A 17677-nucleotide genomic window follows, 5' to 3' on the forward strand; every position below is an offset into this window, starting at 1 on the left:
GAAAAGGAGAAGAGACCCACTTGGGCTTGATGAAATAGTGGAATGGGATTTGGATTCATTGGCGACATTGGATTCATTGGCGACAGAGTCAGAACTGGTCAACAACGATGACTGGATAGAAGAGTTCCTACAAGGGCTGTGATATGCATTAAGAAGGTCTTGAAACTGTTGGGACTGCATCACAGAATCTCCCATTTCAGGGCTTTACGACAGTTTAGACTCATCGCCCCTTAAGGAAAACATAGCCTCCTACAAGGATAAACCAGTTGCCCTGACACAAGCATTTTACGGTTAAAATGGCAACATACGCAGGTTAAATGGGCGCTTACCCCGGAACCGTCCCTTACAGTTATCCTCTTTATTGGCTTTTCAGGCTGATTTCTTAGTTGTGAACTCGCGGTTCAGGGAATAATAAGAAGAGGGCCGAAGACCTCTTTTATACTACCAGATGATATCGTTACAAGTCTTGATAGCATCTTTCCGTTGTTCGCGGGACATTTCCTTAGGCTTCTTACGGAAGCCAAATTTGTTGGATACAACGGCCCAGTTCAAGGCAGCCTTATCACCGGCGAAGTTATGGTAGTAATCATCCGCCTTGGACTTGAAGATAGCCGCCAGGAGGGGGTTATCCTCCAGTCTGGCAATCTCCACGCACGAACGAACGCGGGTGTAGAGAGCCTTCTCAAGGCGAGGTGCATCCGCCATAGCCGTGGATGATACAAGCAGTGCAGCGATAATAAGCTTTTTCATTTAAAGCTCCTTAATAAGTTTGATAAGACGGTCGAAACCTTCGTTATTCTTGAATTGTTCCAGAACCAGTAAAAATCCCTCGTCATTTTATAGGATGAAAATTCAAACGAAATAAGTTGTAATACCAATAATAAAAAAGGAAACCCAAAGATTTTAAAGCCACGACAATCGTATTGGGTTCGCTAAAAGATCACTGTCTATTTCAGGATAACTCCCGACTCAGACTCGCTCTGGAGGTTTCCTGTCTGTTGGAAAAAAGCTGACCTGGGCATTATCTGTACCGCTGGCGTAATCGTTCAAGTCGCTGCATTTTCGCCTTTATCTCTGTCGATAGAGCCCTGGTGGAGTCGATCTGTCGTGAACGTGCCTCAATGCAAAGCTGCCAGCTATTCAGCAATTGCCAATGAAACATTGCCCGATTGATGACTTGTATGCCCGTATAGTATGACCCGGTTTGAGTATTTTGGGCCACTGTCGCACTGCCTGCGGTATCCAGTGTTTCGATTAATCGATTATGTTTTTCCAGTACTTCAAGCTGACGACGGATAGCACTCAGTCGCTGTTGATGTTGTAGCTCTTCAAGATGGAGTAAGCGGTTAATCATTTTTTTGCTGATGGCCATGACGAAGTCCGGAAATTAACGCCTTTAACTGCTGAACACTGTCTTCTAACGTCTCTCGCTCTTTGATATTTTGCTGCAAATAGCCAAGTATACCCGGCTCTGCAGCCATGGCCATATCCATATCAGCGTCATTACCCGGTTGATAGACCCCCAGTAATTTTAATTCACTCCCTTCACGGGCTTTTTCTAACAGTCGTCGGAAGGTCAACGACATCTTGAGGTGCTCTTCGGATACGGATTGCGGCATCGTCCGGCTGATGGAGGTCACCACGTCAATGGCTGGATAGTGTCCGGAGATTGCCAGAGCATGGCTGAGTACCAGGTGACCGTCCAGGATGGCCCTGGCGGATTCACCAATGGGGTCCGTATCTTGTTCCCCTTCCGTCAGAACGGTGTAAAAGGCCGTTAATGAACCACTTGATTGATAGCCATTGCCAGCCCTCTCAACCAACCGGGCAATCCTGTTAAAGACTGAGGGTGGGTATCCCCTGGCTGCGGGTGGTTCACCGGTAGCCAGGGCAACCTCCCGGCGGGCCTGGGCATAGCGGGTCAGGGAGTCCATTAATAACAGGGTATGATGTCCGGTATCCCGATAGTACTCGGCAATACGGTGTGCCACCAGCGCGGCTCGCAGCCGCATTACCGGTGAATGGTCGGCAGGGGCGGCAACAACAACGGAGCGCTGAAGACAGTGGTCATTGATATTCTGGCGGATAAAATCGCCAACCTCTCGTCCCCTTTCGCCAATCATGGCCAGTACCACAATATCGGCGCTGGTATTTCTGGCAATCATGCCCAGCAGTGTACTTTTGCCAGAGCCGCTCCCGGCAAACAGACCAATACGTTGTCCTCTGCCAATGGTCAGTAATCCATTAATAGAACGTACACCGACGTCTAATGGTGTGGCAACCGGGCATCGTTGCAGTGGGTTAATAGGAGGACTATGAAGGCGGATATTAGCGCTGCCTGTGGGCTTTGCCTTGCTGTCCAGTGGTCGGCCGACACCGTCAATAACCCGCCCCAGCAAGGCGTCGCCCACCACAATAGATGAATTATCCCCCATCGATGTGACTCTTGCGCCGGGGGATAATCCGTCATGGTAGTCAATCGGCATCAGCAGCAGCGTATTTCTGTCAAAGCCAACAACCTCGGCTTCTACAGTAAGACCATCACTGCCCTGAACCAGGCACCGCTGACCGGTTTGCATCCTGCAGCCCGCCACCTCCATAATCAGTCCGGATGCCTTGATCAGCTGTCCTGACAACCGCTGAGGTGTCAACAGGGTGACCTGTTCTCCGGCCGACATCAATTGTCGGATTAGCCGGTCCCAGAGATCGGTTCTGGTATTGTCGGTTCTTTCAACTGGAGGGGAAGGAAGTGTCGAGAGGGGCACGCTGGCATCAACCATTCATTAATAACTGTTCATGCACCGTATCAATGCAGGCCATAACACGACTTTCCACCGTCGCATCAACTTCGCCATAATCGGTAATAAGACGACATCCGCCTGCTGTCAGACGGTCATCCTCCTGAATGGACCAGCCTTCGGGTAACTGTTTGACAATGTTGTCTATCAGAAGACGATCCACCGGATTGATCACCAGATGCCCCCCTTTAATATCCGGAAGCATGGTCAGAGAGTCGGTAACCAGTTGCTGTAATGACTCCCGCGAGGTCGCAAGTTCATGGTTTACTACCTGCCTGACCACTGTGCTGATCAGTTCGCTCAGCGGCTGGCCTAAATGCAGCAGGGTTGATTGATGCAGGTTGTACAACTCATTCCAGAGGCTATTCATCAGAGCCAGCCATTGTTCCGCGCTGTCTTTCTGCTGTTGCTGTGATTCATGCAGTCCGGCCAGGTGTCCGGCTTCAAAGCCATTCTGATAGCCATCCTGGTAGCCGTCCTGTAAACCATGTTGCTGGCCTTCAGCATACCCGGCGTCTTCTGCTCTGCGACGATGGTCAAGTTGCCGTTTCCGGTTTCTTCGAACGATCTCACGCAGCATTTGGAAATTACTGGTTGGTTTTTGAGCAGGAGTCCCGTGGCCAGTGCCTTGGTCCTGTTGATAACAGGACGGTGGAAACTGATAGCGATGGATGCAGGGCTGCTCAGGTTCTGAGAACTCATCCCAGGGCAATCCGCCGTCCGATGGAGTCCCACTATTATGGGAATGGGTACGGGTCTTATTCCGGTCAGCACAGTGCATTTCAGCGCTTTGTCTTAATGCTGTGGTCTTGATCATCGGGTTACTCCAGCATTACTTCATTACCACGGGGCATTTCAATCTCTCCGCTTTTCAACAGATCGTCCATTACCTGCACCACTTTCTGCCTTGCCTCTTTGACTTTACTCTGTGGAACGGCACCTAATGCCTCTATTTCTTCCCGCAGGTAGTTGGCAGCTCTTTTGCCCATGGACTGGTAAATATGTTGACGAAAATCATCCGTTTCTCCTTTAAGCGCCATGGTTAAATCCAATGGATCAACACTGGTAATGAGTCTGGCAACATTATCTGTTGAAAGGTCGATGATTTGGGCAAATACCAGCATTTGCTCTTCTATTCGCACCGCCATGGCACTGTCAGATTGCTTCAGGTTGAGAAGAACCTGGTCCCTTGATTCACTGTCAAAAAGATTCAGAATGTTAGCGACTTGCTGCTCACCGTTAACGGGCAGAAAGTGGTCAATCGCCTGTTCATTAAGGAAAGACTGCAGAAAGGTTACAATGGCCCGCAGAGATGTCTGGGACAAGCTGCCAAGATGGGCAATCCTTTCCAAAATACCCTGCACCCGTTCCCGGGGAAGCAGGTTAATGACATCCGAGGCCTGATCCGATTGCAGGCAGGCGAGCACTGCCGCCTGAAACTGCTCCGGTTCATCCCTGATCATGGTCGCCAGAAGTTCCGGCTTCATTAACTGCAGCCCGGTCAGTGGTTCCCGGTGGCTGCCAGGCGGGTTTACCAGACAGCGAGCCTGTTCTTTACCCAGTGCTTTTTGCAGGACCTGCCGCATCTGGATCTGATAATCACCCAGCAATAAACTGACATTGGCGTAAGACTGCTCGAACTGATTCAACATCATCATCAGCTGGTCACGATTCTTTACCCGTATTTTTTCAGAATATTGGCTGATGACTCTTATTTCGCCGGGTGTTAAGTGTTTTATCACGTTGGCGGCCGCCTGCTCACCGAGCAATAACAGAAAGACAGCAGCCTCCTCCCCGGAGCAATTGCTACCGGGCAGGCTCTGTGCGGAGCTGACAGGCTGCCCTGTTTGCGGCTCAGCCATTGGCGTGATTCCTGTTGATCCACTCTTTTAATACGGCAGCGACTTTTTCCGGCTCATTCTGGGCCAGCTCCTGGTATCGGGCGACCTGCTCCTCCAGAGTGACCGGAGTCCGATCAGTGGGGATGTCACCATCGGCCACTGTTGACCTGAACTGATCCGCCATGGTGGAGACGGTGGTACTGTTACTGCCTGTCGGCCCGGGTGACGACAATAAGACTTCCCGTAAAAGCCTTCGACAACCCAATACAATTAACAGAAGGAGTGCCACCAATACTATCAATTGAATCACTTTGATACCGAGGTCAAGCCAGCGATGGAAGCTCTTCTGGTCGCTAGTGGTCAGGGGCGACGGAGTACTGGCAAAAGGGAGAATGGCGAGGCTGACGGCATCTCCCCTGGAGGCATCAAATCCTGCCGCTTGTTTGATCAGTGTCGTCAATCTTGACTCACTGTCCTGTACCATTGTTTCGGGTTTTAACCTGCCGTCGTCAATGACCACGGCAATGGTTAATCGCTTGAGTTGACCGGGGTATCGGGTTTCGTTGCTGATCTGGCGGCTGACCTCATAATTACGAATCACTTTCTGTTTACCGACTTCTTCCTGACCGGGTTCAGGTGCTTTTGCCCCGGGTGCAGGAACTGCAGGTGCCTGGCCGACAGGGGCTGGTTTGCCCAGCAAAAACGGTGTACCGGACTCCATCGATTCGCTTCGTAAAACAATGTTTGGGTCAAACTGTTCGGAATTTTGTTCTATTTTGTCGTATGTCAGATCAACGGCGACATCGACCCGGTAGTAACCCGGGCCGACCACCGCATCGAGAATTTTCGATAACTGCAGCTCCAGATGGCTTTCAATACGGGTTCTGGCCGTAAGATAGGCATGACCGGTGCCATCAGTGCCGGTGATCAGTGAATTGGCAATAGCCTGGCTGAGCAGATTGCCGTATTGATCAACGACCGTAACCTCCTGTTCACTAAGCGTGGCAATACTGCCGCTCACCAGACGCATAATACCTTCAACCTGATCCGGCTGAAGCCGCATGCCACTGTAGAGTTCCAGATACACCGACGCTTTGGCTGCCGGGCGGCTCCGGAAAAAGACACTTTGTTCAGGGACAGATAAGTGGACGCGGGCATAGCGAACCGAATTGATACCACTGATGGTTTCGGATAACGATGTTTCCAACGCACCCAGAAACTGCATTTGCTCGACAAAGTGACTGCTGCCCAGCCCCGATGGCTCCGGCATCCATGGCTGTGAGCCGGTAGCGATAATTCCCCCGGTGGCCATGGTCATACGTGCCTCCGAAAGCTGATTGGCGCGAACCAGTAGCTGTCCGTCGTCCGGGTTGATTCGGTAGCCAATTCCCTGTTTATCCAGAATGTCGATGATGGCTGACATATTGTAGTGTTCGCCATAACCATACAAAGGGCGGAAGCCATGGTCATGCCACCAGAGGGCGGTATTAATCAGCACCGCTATCAGCAAGGCACTGGCCACCAGCAGTATCAGCAGTCTCTGGTTGGTTCCAGAGCCTGTGGGCGTTTCTTTCAATATTGCAGCAAACCAGCCATACAGCTGGTGCCAGTATTTTTTAAACGCCGCACTGATACCATCTGACGATTGCAGGGAGGTGTTTTTATCCACCGTTTTTGCCCACTCTTTTCTTTGCCCACCAGAGATTCTAATCAGCCCCGGGCCTGGATTTTCACGACAATCTCAGGGTATATGTAATAAGTAGTTGGCCATGGGGGATCGAATATCTTTGGCTACTCAGGAATAGTTCCTGTACGGACGCTCCCCGCTGCCTGCCACCCGCTGCCCGAAAAGCCGTAACCGCTTGCGCTTTTGCGGGCAGCGACCTTTCCCAGACTGAGTAAAATGATGAAGCTGTTCCGGGACAAATCCTTAATAGACGACTGCTTGATTAAATCTGCTGATTAAAGGTTTCATGATATCCTTCAACGATACGATTTCTGACCTGTATCAGCATACTCATGGTCTGGCTCGCTTTTTGAATCGACATCACCGTCTCAATCAGATTATCCTGCCCCGCTTCCAGTTCAGTCATGTGCTGCTCTGCTTGCAGCTGGGTATTGTTGGTATGGTTCAACAGGGTGGCAAAGACCCGATGAAAAGAATCAGGTTGCTGAGCGCTGGCATTGATGGGGATTGGCATGAACTCCGACAGAGAACCTGCCTGAAACGCACTGTCCAAAGACAATATTACTGGATTGGGCATTGATAATTTACTCGCATACTTGAGCCGTCGCTTATTACTTCAATACACTCAACACGATGTTTAAAAGCAATGTTTAAAAAATGTTCTGATAACCGGTTCAGTTTTGAACCCTCTTAAAGATAGATTGTTTACTGGTACTTGCCATGATTAATGAGGCAGAGAATCTTCAGATTCTTCCATCGGGCCAGTGATGGTATCTCTCACAAGGGTAACCTCAACCCGTCTGTTTTTATATCGTCCGGCAGCAGTCGCATTGTTGGCGACAGGGTAGCGTTCGCCATGGTAACGGGTAATGACCTTGACAGGCCGGGCAATCCTGGCGTCCTTCAGGTATTGATCCAACTGGTTGCGCACAGCATCAGCACGTTTTTTTGACAGCTCCAGATTTTGTAATCGGTCAATGGTCTCATCGCTGCCCGTGAAGGGCGTATTATCACTATTGCCGTCAATGGTAATTTCGCTGATGCTTTTATCCACCGCTACATAGCGTGCAGTATCCAATAACCACTGTCGTTGATATTTATTTAATAAAAACTCTCCGAGGGCATAATGAAGATTGTATTGATGCAACTGCTGGAAGTTTCTGGGCAGCAGGCTGGTTATGCAGTCTGACATTTTTTCCATCGCTGGCAACATACCCACCGTGGGAATTCTGACTTCAATGGCATTACTGCTGTTTTCCGACGATTTTTTAACCATATAAACCGAGAGATAACTGCGACTGTCAAGCAGGTCAAGCAACTGCCTGACAGGCAGTTGCAGTTTCAGTTCAAGACCTTTCACCGGAACATTATCGGACAAATAATAATCAGTAATCTGGAGTTTTTGGCCGTATCTGCCTGGTGTGCTTTCGTCTGATGCGCTTTCGAAAGAGTCTTTAGAGGAATATTTCGAGGAATGATTGCGCCCCCATGGCTGGGGCCTGATCCAGACCTCTACTGATTCCGGCCGTGTTGGGAACAGCGAGGTTTCCAGCTCAATAGCCTGCTGGTGTCCCGCTTCAGCGATAATGGCAACGCCGCCAAATAACGGCACCTTCTGATATAAACGACATTTAAAGTGTTTTTTTTCATGTAGTTGCCAGTCAACATCATCCATCACTACATCATAGAGGCTGGCAGAATAGAGGCTGGCAGAGACTGGCGAATGAAGCAGCATCAACAATAATGCCCGGGTTATCAGGAAAACAGGGTTAGTAAGCAGTAATGACAGTAAAAAACTAATCTGTTTCATAGCACATTCATATCACAGGGTTCTGTCCGGCAGGATGGAAAAAAAAACAGTATGAACTACTTTTTCAGGAGGCTGCTGACGGGAAAGTATCGAATGCCTTCTACAGAGTTTAGTTCCCCGGGTCGTGGTGTGGAGCACAATTTGGCGAATAGCAGTGTGGCGAATAGCAGCAGTGATTCGGGGCTTTTGCAGCGAAGTTATCTGCATCAGATGTCCCCTTCGGTATTGCACATGACAAAGAAGCTGGAGACGCTTTCACAGTCATGTCCTGAGCAGATGCTGAAGGCTTTGGAGGAAATTATAGACAGCCCGATGATTGGTGCCCGCTGTCACTTCAATGGTGATGTTTATACGACGATTAAACAATTACAGCAGTTGCCCAGACAAACACTCTACCGTTTTCAGCTGCCGTTTGGTGATCAGCATTTTTCCAAGGCAATTTGCCGTGAATCCAGCTTTGCATTCTTACTGTTAGATCCGCAGCTGCCGGACTTTCTGACGGTCCTCTGCTTTGGTGGCAGCCTGTCTTCGCTGGCTTCCGGGGCTGAGGATTATGCACCTGACGGCTCTTCATCTGGCGGCTCTTTAGCTGACGGTTCTCCCCCGGCTTTTACCAGAGAGTTCACAAGAATTGGCAAACAACTTCTGGATCAGGTGGCCAGTGCGCTGGCAGAGGTCTGGATGGCGCTTTGTGCGGCTTATTGCTCAGTATCAGATACTGGCTTTTCTTCTTTGGCTGAACGGATGGGCGCTCAATGGATGGGGGGATCACGGATAACCCCCGTGTTATTCACGGATGACTGTCTGCTGAATCAGTTTGATCTTGAGTTTCATGACCCGGCTTACGCTGACTCGCCATGGTTAGTCCCTGTTTGCTTCTATACCCCGGTCAATGCTTTTACCAGTGCCATGGTAGAGCAGGGTTCAATGGCTGACAGGGAAACGTGTTCAAAGCCGTCATGCCGGGATCGTATCATGCGGTTTCTTGGCAAAATCGAAGTTGATATTACTGTTGATCTTGAGCCACTGTTTTTGCCGATGAGCAAATTATGTGATCTGAAAGTTGGTGATGTTCTATCGATACCCCATCCAGGAAAGTCACATATAAGCGTGGAGAACTCTCTCCTGTTTCGAGGAACTACAGGGCAGCATAGAGGTCACCTTACCGTGCGAATCAATGAGTGTTTAAGAGGAGAGAACAGTCAGTGAACGACTTAAGATCATCAGTTGATGAAAAGCCCTTAGCTGATGAAGAGCCCTTAGCTGATGAAGAGCCCTCAGCTGATGAAGAGCCCTCAGCTGATGAAAAGCCCTCAGCTGATGAAAAGCCCTCAGCGGTTACTAATCCAGAATCATCGTACACTACAAGAGAAGTCTTGCCGTATGAATCTTCTGATCAACCCGGGTTGAGTGGCTCTGATGAACAGCCTGTGAATGAGGTTGAGGCCGACAAATCAGCAGGCGTTCCTGAAGAGTATGATCATAATGAAGCAGACCATAAGACGTCAGAGTCGTTAGAAGATGGTCGTGCGGAACCAGTGACAGCAGACAATGCAGAGCCCGATTCCCATGAACAACCTGATGAACAGCCTCTGGCCAGGCTTACTTCGTCCAACCTGGGGCTTGTCGAGTCTGTAGAAGTCACTATGACCCTGAATGTCGGCAGCAAACGTATGACCATTGCCGATATTCTCAGCCTGCAACAAGGGTCTGTCGTCAGTCTGAACCGTCGGGAATATGACCCTCTGGATGTCTTGATTAACGGGGTATTATTTGCCCGTGGCGAAGTCGTTCGGACAGGGGAGTATTATGGCCTGCGCATTCTGGAAATCCTCTGATATTGATCTTTTGTCCGGTGTTTCAGGTATTCCTGTTTATGTCCGCCTTCTCTGGATACCCGTCACGCTGCTGATTTTACCCGCAGTATCCGAGGCATCGCTTCAGTTGCCGTTGTTATCCGTCACCTCCGGTGATAACCAGCAGGATTACACGGTTAACCTGCAGATTTTTTTAATATTGACGGCACTGGCTTTTCTCCCCGGGCTGCTGATGGTAACCACCAGCTTTACCCGGGTATTGATTGTTCTGGCCATACTTCGTCAGGCTCTTGGGCTGCAGCAAACACCACCTACCCGGATTCTGATTGCCGCAGCACTGATCCTGACGGCATTCATTATGAAACCGGTATTTAACGAGATCCGGGAACAGGCAGTGGAACCCTACCTGGCAGAGCGAATGCCATTTCGGGAAGCGATAGAAGTCGCGGGACTGCCGCTGCATCAGTTTATGCTGAAGCAAACCCGAAAGGTCGATATGGAGCAATTTTTAGTATTAGCCGGTGAAATTTCTCCTGTCGACGACAGCGGCGGTAAACCGGATGTGGTACCAGAGAATATTCCGTTTTCTGTACTGATGCCGGCTTTTTTAAGCAGTGAAATTAAAACCAGCCTGCAGATGGGGCTGATGATCCTGTTGCCATTTCTGGTTATTGACCTGCTGGTTGCCAGTATTCTTATGGCACTGGGCATGATTATGCTCTCGCCGATGTTGATCTCTCTGCCCTTTAAACTGTTGCTGTTCGTTCTGGTGGATGGCTGGGGTCTTATTATGGCTGGTACTATCAGGAGCTTTTCTACCTGAGAGGCTGTTTGGGAAAAGCTCGCCGCCCGCTTCCCGCAAGAGCACAAGCGGTTACGGCTTTTCGGGTAGCGGGTAGCGTCTGTAGAGTAGAAATGTGGAAGTTATTTCAGGGCAGTTCCTTACAACATGTTTTTTACGACGCGGGATACATAAATGTCACCTGATGATGCGGTCTACATGTTTGCCAGTGCGTTGCGGAGTGTTTCCTGGATGGCTCTGGTGCTGATTGCTCCCGGTCTTCTGGTGGGCCTGCTGATCAGCATTATCCAGGCGGCAACCCAGGTAACCGAACAAACCCTGAGCTTTCTGCCCCGGTTACTTATCACATTGTTAACGCTGTCACTGTCAATGCATTGGCTGGTTCAGGAATTAAGTGCCATCTTTAATGACTTTTTTGTTGCCATTGTGAATAGCCAGTGAGCATTATGGCACTTTCTGAGCTGTCACATCAGATTGTGCTTTATTTGCTGGTGTTCTGTCGTATTTCCGGATTTGTCATGACCTGTCCGCTGACCCGGGAGTGGTTACCTCTCTCAGCACGCTTACTGCTGGCTTTAGCACTGTCTGTGGCCGTCATGTTGCAACTGTCATCTGCAATGACTACCGATCTGTCACTGAGCCTTGTCCTTGCGGCCTGTTCTGAGTTTATTACCGGACTGTTATTTGGCGCGGTATTACTGATCTATTTCAGCGTGTTTACCCTCGCAGGGCATTTAACCGGCCTGCAGATGGCGCTGGGATTTGCAGAGCTGAGCGACCCTGCCAATGGCATCAGTGTTACCGTGGTTGCCCGTATCTATCAGGTTATGGCTCAGCTTCTTTTTGTTCTGATCAATGGCCACCTGCTGTTCTTTATGGTGGTTATTAACAGCTTTCATGCATTACCCATCGGGCATTTTCTGATGATTATCGACCGAGTACCAGCCCTGATCACCATGGCTGGCTGGATGTTCGGAGCCGGGCTGCTTATTGCTCTTCCCGCTATTGTCTGTCTGCTGATTGTCAATCTCACCTTTGGTTTCATGACACGATCAGCACCACAGATGAATCTGTTAACCCTCGGTTTCCCCATGATTGTTCTGGTCGGAATCGTACTGTTGAGCCTTAATATACTGCAGGTGCCTTATGTGGTCGAACAGCACATCCACTATGCATTGAAGACTCTTGGGTTTCTCCTTTCTGGTTAAGTGATGAATTCCGAACAGCAAGAACAGGGCAGTGAACCCACGGAGCAACCCAGTGAGCGGCAGAAAAAGAAAGCCCTGCAAGAGGGGCAGGTCTCCCGGTCAAGAGATCTGATGATTGCCATGCAGACCCTGGCCATTTTTTTACTGCTTGGCCATTCCCGTTATTTTGATCAGATCGACACCGTTATAGCCATGCTGGCACAGGTTGACGCACCATTGAGTGATGCCTCCGGAGCCCACGCATCAATCATGGACAGTCTGCAGACGGCATTTTCCGTATTTCCGTCGGTCATGATCACCATGTCCCTGGTGATTGTAGTCAGTGTCACCGCTGGTGCCCTGATTTCCGGCCCCTTTATCTTCAGTGTGACCATCGTGGCAGCAAAAGCCCGGCGGATAAATCCGGTGGCAGGGTTGAAGCGGATCTGTTCTGTTCAGGGGCTGGCTGAGGTGGTGCGGGCATCATTAAAAACCCTGTTATTAGCCGTGGCGCTTTTTTTGATTATCCGCTACCGATTGCCAGAAATCATGGCACTGCGTAACTACCCTGTGCCGATGGCCGCAACCCGGGCACTAACGCTGTTATTGTCCACCGGACTGGCATTATCGGGTGTACTTATGGTCATTGCCGCTGGTGATGTTGTGTGGCAAAAACACCGCCTTCAGAAACAACAGCTTCTTACACGACAACAAGTCAAAGACAATCTGAAGAACGAAGATGGCTCACCACAAACCCGGCAGAGGATTCGACAGACACGGCAAAAACTGGCCGCAGTGACGCGCAAAAAAATGCTGGATGCTATCCCCGGTGCAGATCTTGTGCTGACCAATCCGGGCCATTTTGCGGTGGTATTGAAATACCAGCCGGACAGTTATCGGGCTCCAGTGCTGGTGGCCCGGGGGGTTGATCATATGGCAGAACTGATTATCAGTATCGGGCGCTCGGCGGGCAAGCCGGTACTGATTCAGCCCATGCTGACCCGGGCCCTGTATTATCATACTGACATTGACCAGGAAATTGCCCCGGATTTGTATCAGGCGGTGGCAAAAATCATGGTCTACCTTTATCAACTTGATCGTTATCGCACTCACCAAAGTACCTTCTGTCCCAGCTCACCCAATATACAGATACCTGAAAAATATCAGCATTCATCAAGCACAGGAAATCCATAATGAGCAGTACCGGCTTGTTCCTGCCGACTCCTTCAAAGGCTTCCTTATTGGCGACACCGCTGCTATTGCTGGTGGTTCTGGCCATGCTAATGCTGCCTATTCCGCCATTTCTACTGGACTTCCTGTTCAGTTTTAATATTACCCTGTCGTTGATTCTGCTGATTCTTACCATTTACATAAACCGCCCCCTGGATTTTTCCCTGTTCCCAACACTGTTGCTGGTTGCCACTCTGCTGCGGCTGGCCCTGAATATTGCCTCAACACGGGTGGTGCTGATCAATGGTCATAATGGACCCTATGCGGCAGGCAAGGTGATTGAAGCTTTTGGCAGCGTGGTGATTGCCGGTAATTATTTTGTTGGTTTACTGGTTTTCCTGATTCTGGTGATCGTCAACTTTGTGGTTATTACCAAAGGTGGCAGTCGTATATCGGAAGTGACTGCCCGTTTTGTGCTCGATTCGATGCCAGGCAAGCAAATGGCCATTGATGCGGATCTGAACTCCGGCGTGATTGACCACAATGAAGCCAGGGTGAAACGGGAAGATATTACCCGTGAAGCTGATTTTTACGGGGCTATGGACGGTGCCAGCAAATTTGTCCGTGGTGATGCCATTGCCGGGTTGATGATTTTGCTCATCAATATTCTGGGCGGTGTGAGCATTGGCGTCTGGCAATATGACATGAGTGGTACCGAGGCCGTACAGCTTTATGGCCTGATGACTATTGGTGACGGGCTGGTGGCCCAGATCCCTTCCCTGCTGTTATCCACCGCGGCCGCCATTATGGTGACCCGTATATCCGGGGCTGTGGACATGAATCAGCAGGTTCGACAGGAAATTATCGGACAACCCAGGGCGTTGATGGTCGCCGCTGCGGTACTGGTTGTGATTGGTCTGGTACCGGGTATGCCCCATGTGGCCTTTGTTATACCGGGCTTACTGATGATGTTGTTTATCTATCGACGTATATCCCTGGAAAGAATGACTGAACGGAAAAATGCACTGGCTGGCAAAGGTGATGAAAGTAGCGTGACATCAAAGGAGCGACTCACATGGCAGGATATATCGATCGTTGACCCCATTGGCCTGAATATTGGCTATCGTGTGATATCACTGCTGAGTCAGAACGCTGCGAATCATGTAACCAGGCATTTAACCAGTCACTTAACCAAAGGTGAGCTGGCCAGTCAGATCAGGCACCTGAGACGGGAATTGTCGGAAAAATACGGATTTCTGTTACCAATGATTCATATACGCGATAACCTGAATCTGGACCCGGACAGTTATTCTATTCAGCTGCATAATGTTGCCGTTGACCATTTTAAACTGCACCTGGATCAACTACTGGCCATTGCCATGGAGAATGCCCGGCCTCTGCCTTATGATCCTCCGGTCAAAGACCCCTGTTATGGGTTGACGTCTTACTGGATTCCAGTGACTGAACGGGAGGCATCATTACAGGCCGGCTATACCGTGGTTGACTGTGCCACCGTGATTACCACCCATGTCGGCAGGATGATCGAAAATCATATCGATGATCTCTTCGGGTTCGAAGAGACTCAGGGGTGGCTGACCCATCTCCGACAAATCTCACCGAAGCTATGCGACGAACTGGTTCCGGATAAACTGCCTCCGGGTATATTGATGCAAGTTCTCAAGCGACTGCTGGCTGATAATATTTCGATTGCTGACAGCCCACGCATTGCCGCTACATTACTGGCTGCTTCAGGGCCACAGCAGGATATTCTGACCCTGCTGAGTCTGGTTCGTATCACCTTACGACGACAGATTATCGACCCGCTGATCAATCATCAGGTTCTGCCGGAACAGCTTGTTGTGTTTACCCTGTCGCACGAACTGGAAAAAATGTTGTTGATGGCCAGAGAGCAGGCCAGGCGGGATCCACAGTTTTCAGAAGAGTCTTTCGTTATCGAGCCCGGCCTGTCGATGCAATTGCAGAATAATATTCCGGAGTTGGTCAGTCAGGCCCATAACCAACAGGTAGAACCCGTACTGCTGGTTTCACCCCAGCTCTGGCCTCTGCTTTCCCGATACAGCCGCATCGCGCAATACCGCTCATTAACAATATTGTCGTTTCAGGAGATCCCTGATGATCTTCAGGTGGAAATTATCGGACAGCTGGGGTGAGATGATGTTGGGAGCATCAAAAAAATCCGGAGGGTCCATCAAAAAAAGGCTTATGGGAAGCTGCCATCAGGAATAACCGGGCAAACCCTTCAAGGGCTGTATCTTAACACCGTGAAGGTCTATCCTAGCGGCCAATTTATTGAATACGTTGGATTAACTGGTTATGCCCCTTTCTACCGAGGATCTCTCCAGACTGAAACAAAGCCTCTCCCGGGTTTCCAGTGAGTTGCCTCTGCCAGCCTTAAGAGAGGCCATAGAGCATCGGCAGGAGATCACTCTCATGCTTCTGCAGGCGCTGGAAGCAGTGAAAATACGTGGTCAGCGCAGCAGCTCATCGGCAAAAAGCCGTCTGGCACTTCATGCCCTTTATCTGTTAACGCAGTTTCGTGAGCCAGCGGCGTGGCCCATTGTTGTTGATCTGTTCAGCTCCATGAGTTCTGAACAGAATGTGGCGATTGGTGATGACTTTGATGAAGTGGTTTGTGATCGCCTGAGCCAGATTTTTGCCACTGTATGTCCCGGCGATATTCGCCCACTGCAGTCCATTATTGAAAACACCAGCATTGATGAATATGTCCGGGATGCCGCACTGGGAGCCCTGGTGGTCCGTTATCAACAGGGAGACCTGGAGCTTCAGGTGTTGACGACCTATCTGCATCAGCTGTATGAGTACGGTCTTGAGCAGGAAAAAAATCAGGTGTGGAATGCCTGGGTCCAGGCCTGCTACAACACCCAGCCCGAGTCTTTTATGATGGCCCTGAAAGACCTCTACGAAAAAGAGTGGGCGGATACCTATTACATCACCCTGGACGAACTGAAATTACGCTGCGGTGTTGCGCCGGAAGTGATTAATAAGTCAGTGATGAAGCAGGAAGGTGAGTTCTACTGCTATCTGGACGATGCTGTGGCGGCATTAAGGCAGTTGAGCTGCTATTCCGGAGAGGGCAACGAGCTGTTAACCAACCTGGAGAATATGGTGATCAATCAGACAGCACCAAAGCAGGGTGAACAGTCTCAGCGAGCATCGACGTTTACTTCATCACCCGCCGGTGTTGGCAGAAATGATCCCTGCCCCTGTGGCAGCGGCAAAAAATTCAAGAAGTGTTGTTTGCACTGATAACCAGTAGACAGTTTCAATGTAATTGATAGGTTTACTCTATCAATGACTCCCAAACTCCGTTCGTCCTGAGCGGAGCCGAAGGGCGCTCAGGGTGAACGGAGATTGTATACCGGGGCATAGAGCGCAGAGCAGAAGCAAACCCGCAGGGCAAAAAAACGCCGGTACATTCCTGCAACCGGCGTTTTTATTGTTAGCTCAGGCGGCCATTAGCCCATCAGCTGAACAGCGTACTGTGGCAGACTTTTGGCCTGGGCCAGTATAAAAACCGGCCTGCATCAGCATCTGGCTCTTGGTCATGGAAGTGGTTTCCTGAGCGAAGATTGTTCGCATCAAGCTCATTGAAATGGTGTGCCAGTGCTGATGTCTGAAAGTGAAAATTTGCTTAGTGATATATTATTAACTATTAATTTAGTACTTATTAAGTTATTTCAGAGCGATCAAATACCATGATGAAACTGACCACGCAGGGGCAGGTCACCATACCCGCCAATATCCGCAAAAGCCTTGGTCTTAAGCCCGGTGACCGGGTCAGCTTTCTGGAGAATGACCGTGGTGAAATCGTGGTTCAGAAAGTTGACGTTAAGTATTCCGACCCGGTAGAAAAAGCCGCCGACGATTTCAGTTTGTCCATGGGCGCTGACGAGCTGATGAAACTGCTGAGGGATGATCGCTGATGCCCAATCTGCTTATAGACACCTGTGTAATATTGGATATTCTGGATCGGGAAAGTCGCTGGCATAACTGGTCTAAAGATCAGTTCCGTCACCTTTCGAAGACCCATAGCCCAGTAATAAACCCCATTGTTTTTTCTGAACTCTGTGCAGGAATGGAATCTCCCGCTGTTGTTCTGCAGCTATTGAGCAGCCTGAGTATCAGCGAACAATCACTGAACCATGAGACCTTGTTTCTGGCCGCCAAAGCCTTTGTGCAATACAAGAAACGGGGTGGTACAAAAACCGGTGTATTGCCGGACTTCTACATTGGTGCCCAGGCCGCAGTATGCAGCTGGCCCCTTATCAGTCGCGACAAAGGGTGCTTTACCCGCTATTTTCCAACCGTTCAGGTTATCATGCCCGAAGCCATTAAATATAATTAATGTGAATTGGTGTCAGTAATTGTCCAGCCCCAACTGTGATTTACGACAGTATAATGAGTGGGTTTTGCATGCTAGGATGGCAGAATTTTTGGCTCTTCAGGGATAACTGTGGGTAGAAATCAACAAATTTGAAAAAAAAAGCACCAGCGGCTGATTTCAGGTATGTTTTTATTTGCAG

General features: G+C 49.7%; 18 protein-coding genes. 10 read left to right on the forward strand and 8 right to left on the reverse strand.

Annotated elements, in window-relative coordinates; all coding sequences use genetic code 11:
• Positions 1-441: 441 nt before the first annotated feature.
• The 8 genes from ACO6VE_RS21960 to ACO6VE_RS21995 form a co-directional block, all read right to left on the reverse strand.
• Positions 442-750 (reverse strand): hypothetical protein, encoded by a 309-nt coding sequence (locus ACO6VE_RS21960; protein WP_422447139.1) that lies wholly within the window; start codon positions 748-750, stop codon positions 442-444.
• Positions 751-1021: 271 nt separating this feature from the next.
• Positions 1022-1372, reverse strand: coding sequence for a hypothetical protein (locus ACO6VE_RS21965; protein ID WP_422463446.1), 351 nt, complete (start codon positions 1370-1372; stop codon positions 1022-1024).
• The gene (locus tag ACO6VE_RS21970) at positions 1347-2780 is read right to left on the reverse strand and encodes a FliI/YscN family ATPase (protein ID WP_422463448.1); all 1434 of its coding nucleotides are present in this window, start codon (positions 2778-2780) and stop codon (positions 1347-1349) included. Before ACO6VE_RS21970 ends, ACO6VE_RS21965 begins: the two co-directional genes overlap by 26 nt.
• Positions 2773-3615 carry a FliH/SctL family protein gene (locus tag ACO6VE_RS21975; RefSeq protein ID WP_422463450.1) on the reverse strand — a complete coding sequence of 281 codons (843 nt, stop codon included), beginning with the start codon at positions 3613-3615 and terminating at the stop codon, positions 2773-2775. Before ACO6VE_RS21975 ends, ACO6VE_RS21970 begins: the two co-directional genes overlap by 8 nt.
• Before the next feature lie 4 nt (positions 3616-3619).
• Positions 3620-4660, reverse strand: coding sequence for a flagellar motor switch protein FliG (locus ACO6VE_RS21980; protein WP_422447131.1), 1041 nt, complete (start codon positions 4658-4660; stop codon positions 3620-3622).
• Positions 4653-6308: a flagellar basal-body MS-ring/collar protein FliF gene (gene fliF / locus ACO6VE_RS21985; RefSeq protein ID WP_422447129.1), complete on the reverse strand. Its 1656-nt coding sequence runs from the start codon at positions 6306-6308 to the stop codon at positions 4653-4655. Before fliF ends, ACO6VE_RS21980 begins: the two co-directional genes overlap by 8 nt.
• 280 nt (positions 6309-6588) lie before the next feature.
• Positions 6589-6903: a flagellar hook-basal body complex protein FliE gene (gene fliE, locus ACO6VE_RS21990; protein ID WP_422447127.1), complete on the reverse strand. Its 315-nt coding sequence runs from the start codon at positions 6901-6903 to the stop codon at positions 6589-6591.
• A gap of 147 nt (positions 6904-7050) precedes the next feature.
• Positions 7051-8136 carry an OmpA family protein gene (locus tag ACO6VE_RS21995; protein ID WP_422447125.1) on the reverse strand — a complete coding sequence of 362 codons (1086 nt, stop codon included), beginning with the start codon at positions 8134-8136 and terminating at the stop codon, positions 7051-7053.
• A 93-nt stretch (positions 8137-8229) separates the two neighbouring features.
• On the opposite strand from ACO6VE_RS21995, the gene ACO6VE_RS22000 reads away from it, so the two are divergent.
• The 10 genes from ACO6VE_RS22000 (at position 8230) to ACO6VE_RS22045 (ending at position 17499) form a co-directional block, all read left to right on the forward strand.
• A complete protein-coding gene (locus tag ACO6VE_RS22000; protein ID WP_422463452.1) occupies positions 8230-9345 on the forward strand; it encodes a FliM/FliN family flagellar motor switch protein in 1116 nt (371 codons plus the stop codon).
• Complete coding sequence (locus ACO6VE_RS22005; RefSeq protein ID WP_422463454.1) at positions 9342-9974, forward strand: FliM/FliN family flagellar motor switch protein; 633 nt, start codon at positions 9342-9344, stop codon at positions 9972-9974. The genes ACO6VE_RS22000 and ACO6VE_RS22005 overlap by 4 nt, the downstream gene beginning before the upstream one ends.
• A complete protein-coding gene (fliP, locus tag ACO6VE_RS22010) occupies positions 9946-10776 on the forward strand; it encodes a flagellar type III secretion system pore protein FliP (protein ID WP_422447119.1) in 831 nt (276 codons plus the stop codon). Before ACO6VE_RS22005 ends, fliP begins: the two co-directional genes overlap by 29 nt.
• 153 nt (positions 10777-10929) lie before the next feature.
• On the forward strand, positions 10930-11196 hold the full coding sequence (locus ACO6VE_RS22015) for a flagellar biosynthetic protein FliQ (RefSeq protein ID WP_422447117.1): 267 nt from the start codon (positions 10930-10932) through the stop codon (positions 11194-11196).
• A gap of 5 nt (positions 11197-11201) precedes the next feature.
• Positions 11202-11963: a flagellar biosynthetic protein FliR gene (gene fliR, locus ACO6VE_RS22020; protein WP_422447115.1), complete on the forward strand. Its 762-nt coding sequence runs from the start codon at positions 11202-11204 to the stop codon at positions 11961-11963.
• 3 nt (positions 11964-11966) lie between these two features.
• Complete coding sequence (locus tag ACO6VE_RS22025) at positions 11967-13136, forward strand: EscU/YscU/HrcU family type III secretion system export apparatus switch protein (RefSeq protein ID WP_422463456.1); 1170 nt, start codon at positions 11967-11969, stop codon at positions 13134-13136.
• A complete protein-coding gene (locus ACO6VE_RS22030; RefSeq protein ID WP_422463458.1) occupies positions 13136-15283 on the forward strand; it encodes a flagellar biosynthesis protein FlhA in 2148 nt (715 codons plus the stop codon). Before ACO6VE_RS22025 ends, ACO6VE_RS22030 begins: the two co-directional genes overlap by 1 nt.
• A 163-nt stretch (positions 15284-15446) precedes the next feature.
• Entirely contained in the window at positions 15447-16400 is a 954-nt protein-coding gene (locus tag ACO6VE_RS22035) for a DUF1186 domain-containing protein (RefSeq protein WP_422463460.1), read from the forward strand.
• A 449-nt stretch (positions 16401-16849) separates the two neighbouring features.
• Entirely contained in the window at positions 16850-17077 is a 228-nt protein-coding gene (locus tag ACO6VE_RS22040; protein ID WP_422447107.1) for an AbrB/MazE/SpoVT family DNA-binding domain-containing protein, read from the forward strand.
• The gene (locus ACO6VE_RS22045) at positions 17077-17499 is read left to right on the forward strand and encodes a type II toxin-antitoxin system VapC family toxin (RefSeq protein WP_422463462.1); all 423 of its coding nucleotides are present in this window, start codon (positions 17077-17079) and stop codon (positions 17497-17499) included. Before ACO6VE_RS22040 ends, ACO6VE_RS22045 begins: the two co-directional genes overlap by 1 nt.
• The last annotated feature ends 178 nt before the right edge of the window (positions 17500-17677 follow it).

It is taken from the genome of Endozoicomonas sp. ALB115 (assembly GCF_049310245.1).
Lineage (GTDB): Bacteria > Pseudomonadota > Gammaproteobacteria > Pseudomonadales > Endozoicomonadaceae > Endozoicomonas.

What these genes read in the sequence shown, in the direction of transcription:
- ACO6VE_RS21995 (WP_422447125.1), bottom strand. Translation starts at nt 8,136, where the DNA reads ATGAAACAGATTAGTTTTTTACTGTCATTACTGCTTACTAACCCTGTT.
- fliR (WP_422447115.1), top strand. Translation starts at nt 11,202, where the DNA reads ATGGCACTTTCTGAGCTGTCACATCAGATTGTGCTTTATTTGCTGGTG.
- ACO6VE_RS22040 (WP_422447107.1), top strand. Translation starts at nt 16,850, where the DNA reads ATGATGAAACTGACCACGCAGGGGCAGGTCACCATACCCGCCAATATC.
- ACO6VE_RS22030 (WP_422463458.1), top strand. Translation starts at nt 13,136, where the DNA reads ATGAGCAGTACCGGCTTGTTCCTGCCGACTCCTTCAAAGGCTTCCTTA.
- ACO6VE_RS21970 (WP_422463448.1), bottom strand. Translation starts at nt 2,780, where the DNA reads ATGGTTGATGCCAGCGTGCCCCTCTCGACACTTCCTTCCCCTCCAGTT.
- ACO6VE_RS22000 (WP_422463452.1), top strand. Translation starts at nt 8,230, where the DNA reads ATGCCTTCTACAGAGTTTAGTTCCCCGGGTCGTGGTGTGGAGCACAAT.
- ACO6VE_RS22035 (WP_422463460.1), top strand. Translation starts at nt 15,447, where the DNA reads ATGCCCCTTTCTACCGAGGATCTCTCCAGACTGAAACAAAGCCTCTCC.
- ACO6VE_RS21965 (WP_422463446.1), bottom strand. Translation starts at nt 1,372, where the DNA reads ATGGCCATCAGCAAAAAAATGATTAACCGCTTACTCCATCTTGAAGAG.
- ACO6VE_RS22025 (WP_422463456.1), top strand. Translation starts at nt 11,967, where the DNA reads ATGAATTCCGAACAGCAAGAACAGGGCAGTGAACCCACGGAGCAACCC.
- ACO6VE_RS22015 (WP_422447117.1), top strand. Translation starts at nt 10,930, where the DNA reads ATGTCACCTGATGATGCGGTCTACATGTTTGCCAGTGCGTTGCGGAGT.
- ACO6VE_RS21980 (WP_422447131.1), bottom strand. Translation starts at nt 4,660, where the DNA reads ATGGCTGAGCCGCAAACAGGGCAGCCTGTCAGCTCCGCACAGAGCCTG.
- ACO6VE_RS21975 (WP_422463450.1), bottom strand. Translation starts at nt 3,615, where the DNA reads ATGATCAAGACCACAGCATTAAGACAAAGCGCTGAAATGCACTGTGCT.
- ACO6VE_RS21960 (WP_422447139.1), bottom strand. Translation starts at nt 750, where the DNA reads ATGAAAAAGCTTATTATCGCTGCACTGCTTGTATCATCCACGGCTATG.
- fliP (WP_422447119.1), top strand. Translation starts at nt 9,946, where the DNA reads ATGGCCTGCGCATTCTGGAAATCCTCTGATATTGATCTTTTGTCCGGT.
- fliE (WP_422447127.1), bottom strand. Translation starts at nt 6,903, where the DNA reads ATGCCCAATCCAGTAATATTGTCTTTGGACAGTGCGTTTCAGGCAGGT.
- ACO6VE_RS22045 (WP_422463462.1), top strand. Translation starts at nt 17,077, where the DNA reads ATGCCCAATCTGCTTATAGACACCTGTGTAATATTGGATATTCTGGAT.